Origin of the sequence: Pseudomonas cichorii (genome assembly GCF_015471405.1) — a bacterium.
Lineage (GTDB): Bacteria > Pseudomonadota > Gammaproteobacteria > Pseudomonadales > Pseudomonadaceae > Aquipseudomonas > Aquipseudomonas serbiensis.
The window spans coordinates 91,906-97,905 of sequence record NZ_BLVZ01000021.1; the positions used below are offsets into that span (position 1 = coordinate 91,906).

The window sequence follows — 6,000 nt, forward strand, 5'->3', positions numbered from 1 at the left end:
ACTCGTTCGCCCCAAAAGACAACCCACCTCAGATCCAAACTAACACAAGTCAATAGCTTCAGTATATTTTACATCATCCGAACCACGTACCAAAAGTCTAAAAATACTACTTCTAGCGTTTACTGGCAAACCAACATTGTAGACCAACAGAGAAACCAAGTTAAACCTTTATCGCACCAACCATTTCAGGATCAAAATTTTCTGGCCAAATAGTACCATCATTATATATAGCACCAGAAAAAAAAGCGCTTTCTATTCTTTTAACATCAACGTTAGCATCGCATAAATTAGCTCTTACAAAACTGGCACCATAAACATCTACATTTTTCAGACCAGAGAACGAAAGGTCTGCCTCGGTAAAGTCAGCCCCAATTGCTATAGCGCCTGAAAGATCCGCGGTCCTCAGCTGCGCGCAAGCTAGTGTTGCATTCATGAGAGCAGCACCATGCATCACTACTCCAGTCAATATAGAGTGATTAAAAGACGCATTTCTCAAATTTGAGTTTGTAAAATCTGCCCCCGAAACATCCATATTATCAAAAATTGCACGATGAAGCTCCAGTTCACAAAATACTGAACCAGCCAAACTATCCAAAGGAAAGTCCAATACTTCACCTGTTTCAAAGTATATAGTTATCATCTATTCCCCCAATCTGCCAGATCAACATTTATATCTGATATAGGTTTACCCTGTCCAGCTTTGTTGGGTGACAAAGTTCCTGGAGCCACCTCTGGATTTCGCCCTAATATCTTTGCAGCGATATACCGATGATTCCCATCAACAATGACATCACCATCCATCTTAATTGGAGGAGCAACATCTCCCTTAAGTAGACGATCAACATACCTCTGAATCGCAGGCAATGAAACAAAATTTTGACCGCTAATAGTAGAATCACCTTGTAATGCTTTTTGAATTATATCTGGCGTTACATCTGAGCCTTTAGAAACCAAAGGCTCCCGATCTGCTTTTTTTGGAACAGCTACAGGATGCGGCTCACGCACCCCAAGCTCAGCATCCGTCTTATCACTCGTCGAGTTAGCATTCGGTTTGGCCGCATTATTTTTGCTCTGATCAGATCCAGCCTTCTTGGCAGAATTATAGGCAGCCACCCCACCGGCAACAGCCCCAAGCCCCATAAGAGCATCGCGAATCCCTACCATCTGCTCGGGGCTCAGATTGGTTTTGGCCTGGATCGCATCAGCCAACGCCTCACCGGTTGCTCCCGCCGTGGCCATTGCCATTATCCCTTGGAACTCAAGGTTTTCATTGATCAATAGCTGGAGCTTGCCTCTGGCAAGATCAGATGCGTCCCCCAAGGCCTCATAGACTTTACTCAAATCAGCCATGGTGTTGGCCACTTCTTTCGAAGCAGGGGCACAGAGAGAAACTTTAGATTTGCAAGCGACAAGAGCAGCAACTTGTTGCTCCACACTCGTATCCCTGTACTCATCCACAATGGTGTCGCATTCAGCACCAACACAGTTTCGTAGCTTTTTCGCTGCTTCTTCCAACTGAATATGGTTTAGGTAGTTGTATTGGGTAGCATTTGCCGTAACAGCAGCAGCCGCTGATGCATCGCCCCCCGTTACAGCCCCCGTCAAAACACCAATCAACTGAGAAGCAGTCATCAGTTGGCTCACGCCAGCCTGATAAGCCGTGCTGTTTTTATCTAGGCCTGCTGGCAGAAACTTCTCCGCCAACAGCCCCACGAGTGCTTCGTTCGCACCGGCAGCCAATGCACCCGTACGGAAATCCCCCCCCATGGCTTCGGCCATCAATCCGCCAAGCGCAGCATGCATCGCTACTTTCGTGAGTTTGCCGCTGTCATTGATAAGTGCGTAATCGCCGATCTCGTTGGCAGCAACCGCACCGGCAATACTGATACCCGCACTCACAGCGGAACCGGCCAGATTATCCTTGAAGCTACCACCCATGATCGCGGTCTTGAGCGCTGACTCGACAACAACCTTCTGGGTCACAGCGCTAACGCTGGCAAGATTAAAACCCATATTGGCCGGATCAATAGCTGGTACAAGACCTGCCGTCATCCCTGCCAGCGCATAACCTTTGATGCTATTTGCAGAGGTCACGTCCTTGAGAATGGCCCCAAGATCACCCTTATTGTTGATGGCGCTTGTGACTGTCGTCGTTGCTACGCTGCTAGCAACGGCACCGGTAGCCCCCATCAAGCCAAACCCGGCTGGCCCCATCACAAACGACATCAGAATGGCAATTGCAATCTGTGCAGCTGGCCCCAGCCCTGAGTTGTTGTACTTGAAGCTCTCGTGGATTTCCTTGACCTGACGCCAATCCACATCGCCTCGCTTCTCGGCCTCTTTCAGCCAGGCCAGTTGCGGATCGGCCTGGACCATGGCATCAATACTTTGGCTTACACTTTCTTGATTGACCTGTTTGACATCGATCCGAAGGCCATCCACAGCCTTGATGACAATATCGCCCTGAGCCACCAACTCACTCTGGCGCAAGGTTTCGTCGGTTCTGCCCTTGCCTTTCGATGAGAACCAGGTAGCACTGTTCTTGCTCTTGGTATGGCTTTCATCATGAAAGTCCTTCACCCCTTCAAAGGTGATACCCCCACCGCTTTCAATGCTCAGATCATTGCCACTGGTAAGCTTGGCCACCTGATACAACTGGTCGCCACCGCTCTCCAGCGTCAGGTCACCGCCGGAGGTGATTTCGCTGCCGACATTGCGGATGTCGGTTACTTCATCCCGCTTGGTTTTCTTTTTGCCCCAGCTACCTTTGCTCTTCTTGTCGTAGAGGTAGTAGTCACTGTCCTGCGCGGCCAGGATGCTGAGGTTTTCGCCTGCCGACAGGTTGGCGTTTTCGCCAGCGGTGATGCGGCTGGAGATGACGGCCAGGTCCTGGCCTGCGTTCAGGGCAATGCTGCCGCCAGCATTCAGGTCGGCGGAGACCTGTTTGACGTGATCGGTCTGGACGGTGAGTTTCTTGCTTCTGGACAGGGAGTGGGTTTCGTCTGCCGCCGAGCTGATGGTCATGTTCTCGGTCGCGGCCATGGCGATATCGCGTTTGACGTCGATTTCGCTGGCGACAACATTGATATCACGGCCTGACAGAGCCATCAGGTCACGGCCTACACTAACGCTGGAACCCAGTTGCGTGATGCTGGACTGGGTGTTCGCGCCTTGTACCTTCGCTGTTTCGATTTGTGTCGCGCCGATATTCAGGTCACGACCGGCAATCAGGCTGAGGTCGCGACCGGCCTGCAGGGTGCCGCCGATACTCATTACATCGCGCCCGGCCTTGATGGTCAGATCGTTTGCAGATTCAACACGGGCAGCGCTGTCGGCAAAATCCTGATATCCCTCCGCGCCGACAGCGCGTGTCACTGTCCGCTCGTTGATGACATCGCCACGAGTGGCGCTCAACGTCACATCGCGGCCATACAGGATGCCGCCGGCCTTGTTGATCAGGTCGTTGCCGGCTAGCAGGTCGAGACGGTTACCTGCTTCGATCAAGCCTGTGTTGACGAGGTTGTTACCCGCCGTTGCCGACAGGTTATTGGTCGCACGCAATGTACCGACGTTATCGAGATTTTCGCCCGCAGTCAGCGTGACGTCGTTGCCGGCAATCAGAGCACCGGTCGGGGCGAGGCGGTTGTTGGCCTGGGCCAGGTACAGCACGGGCACCAGGACTTTTTCGCCATTCACCTCATGCTCTTCAAGCCACACGATGTCGTGAGTCAGGGCCGCCACTTGCAGTGAGCTCAATGACACGCCCACCGCCAGGTTCAGTTGCTCCTTGCTGGCGATGGCGTTGTCCATCAGGTACTTGAGTTGGGCCTCGTTGGAGGTCTGCCCCGCCAGGAAAGCCTGGCCGGTACGGGCCACGACGGCTTGCTGGACGAGACGCTGTTCGTACAGGCCATCACCGAGACGTCTCGCACTGGCTTCCGGGTCGTAACCCAGATTGGCCAGCAGGTAGTCCGAGCTCATGAACTGGCGCAGTTCGGTCAGAACCGGGTTGGTTTCGATCAGGTATTTATGCGGGTTGGACGGCGCGGCGGTGCCGGGCAAGGCCTGGACACGGGCGACCTGGTTGTTCGGCACAGCCGTCGGCGTGGTTGTACCGTTCTGAGCCGTGGTGTTGCTGGAAGCCACAGGGGTAATGACGGGAACGATTGTCGCGCCTTGACCGGGCAAGGGAGCGGTGCCGTTCTGGCCCAGTACCTGGGTCACATCGGCAACCTGCGTCAGACCTGTGGACCCGGCGCTATGGCCAGTGAGCTGCAGGCGGGTTGCTGAATAGACTGGAGCGCTTGAGTCAAAGGCTGATGCATTGGCGCTCAGCCCCGAGTTCTGACGGACTACGTCAGCCAGTTGGCGAGTGGCTGACGAAACCTGCCCGGCTGTCCCGAACTGAAGAGCTCTGGCCTGGGTATCGGAAACGGTCTGCTCGCGTTGGGCGACAGACACGCTGGCACTGCCAAGCGTCCAGTTTTGGGGCGCAGTGCTGGTTTGAGTGGCGGCGACGTTACTGCCGGTCTGGGCACTCAGGCGGAACAGGCCGTTCTGGCCGGTAGGCAGGCTGAAGCCTGGCAGAGTTAATGGATTGACTTGTTGCTGAGCCAGATCAGGCGACAGTTGAGCGTTGATACTCGCAGTGTTGGGATTAATCTGGCTACCGGTCTGGGTGTTAGCTGCGTTCAAAGCCAGGCTGGAGTAACCCGTATTCTGACGAGTGACTCCATTACCCAGATTTTTGCTGGCAGCGATATTCACAGCGCCACCAGCCTGAATGACAGCGTTGGCGGCTACCCCCGTATTGGTCTGGGTTTCCCAGCTATCATACAGCCAATAAGTCAGAATATGAGCAGGTACCGCATAACCCGAGTTGGGTCGATAAAACGGGTTGGCTTGACCAGTGTCCTGACTTCCCGCATTCAGCGGCACGAGCATCTCCCACCCATCGCCGTCAGACCATGTATCAAAGTAGAGGAACTGAGTCTTAGAGTTGTATTTGGCGTATTCGGCAATTACGCCGCCTTTACTTACCATATCAAGCCAAACATCACTGCCTTCAGCATCGTCGGGGTTACGAAACTGCCGAGTGCGCAGCACGCTCTCGGTCGATGCCCCTTCGTTGTTAAAGTTATCCGTACTGATATCGATCGACGATGCAGCACTGACAGTGCTGTGCTTGTTCTCGAACAGTGACGACTGCACTTTGAGCGCACCGCCAGCATTGATTGAGGAAGAGGCAGAGTCGGCCTGAACTGAACGTGCAATTTCTTCAGTTACGTAATAGAAAAAATCGTAGTGCCGTCCTTTACAGTTAAGGCACTGGTAGGTGATGGTGCCGGAAAGCACCTGCTCGCTAACCGAAAATGCATCCTTGCGGTTGCTGATTGTCGTCCCGTACAACCCCATCGCACCAGAACTCTGCAAGGTGGCAGAAATGTTATCGATGCGGTTGGAGCGGTTGAGCGCTGCATCCCTGGCAACCAGAAGGCCACCCAGGCTGTATACGGTAGCAAAGCGGTTAGTGAAATCACCGACCAGCAAGCGCATATCGCCGCCGCTTGAAATCAGACTCTGATCACCGGAAGAAGCGCCTTCATTGCGCAGTACCTGACTGACCAGATCCAGTTTTCCAGCACTGCCCATCGTGCCGTTATTGGTCAAACTATTTGCGGTGAGCGTCAGGTCCCGAGCGGATGTAATGCGTCCTTGGTTGAGCAAAACACCATCAGATCTGACTTGTACATCAGCAGCCCCAGCAATCCGCCCCGCACCAAGCACCTCCACATTAGCGGCACTCAGGCCAAGCCTGCCGAGGCTGGTAGCTTGACCATTGCTGGCGTACTTGCCCGTCAAGGTCAATTCAAAGGTCCCGTCACTGGCAATAACCCCCTCATTCGTCCAGCTCCCGCCCGTGCCCACAAACGCGCTCGAGGCCAGCAGTTGCCCGCTGGCAGTCTGGTTGAAGGTGCCGACGTTGACCGTCAGGCGCCC

General features: G+C 53.8%; 2 protein-coding genes. Both read right to left on the minus strand.

Annotated features, from left to right (window positions below):
* Nucleotides 1-160: 160 nt before the first annotated feature.
* Entirely contained in the window at nt 161-640 is a 480-nt protein-coding gene (locus JL015_RS26005; RefSeq protein WP_201020501.1) for a pentapeptide repeat-containing protein, read from the minus strand.
* The gene (locus JL015_RS26010) at nt 637-5,868 is read right to left on the minus strand and encodes a DUF637 domain-containing protein (protein ID WP_236250282.1); all 5,232 of its coding nucleotides are present in this window, start codon (nt 5,866-5,868) and stop codon (nt 637-639) included. The genes JL015_RS26005 and JL015_RS26010 overlap by 4 nt, the downstream gene beginning before the upstream one ends.
* Nucleotides 5,869-6,000: the final 132 nt, after the last annotated feature.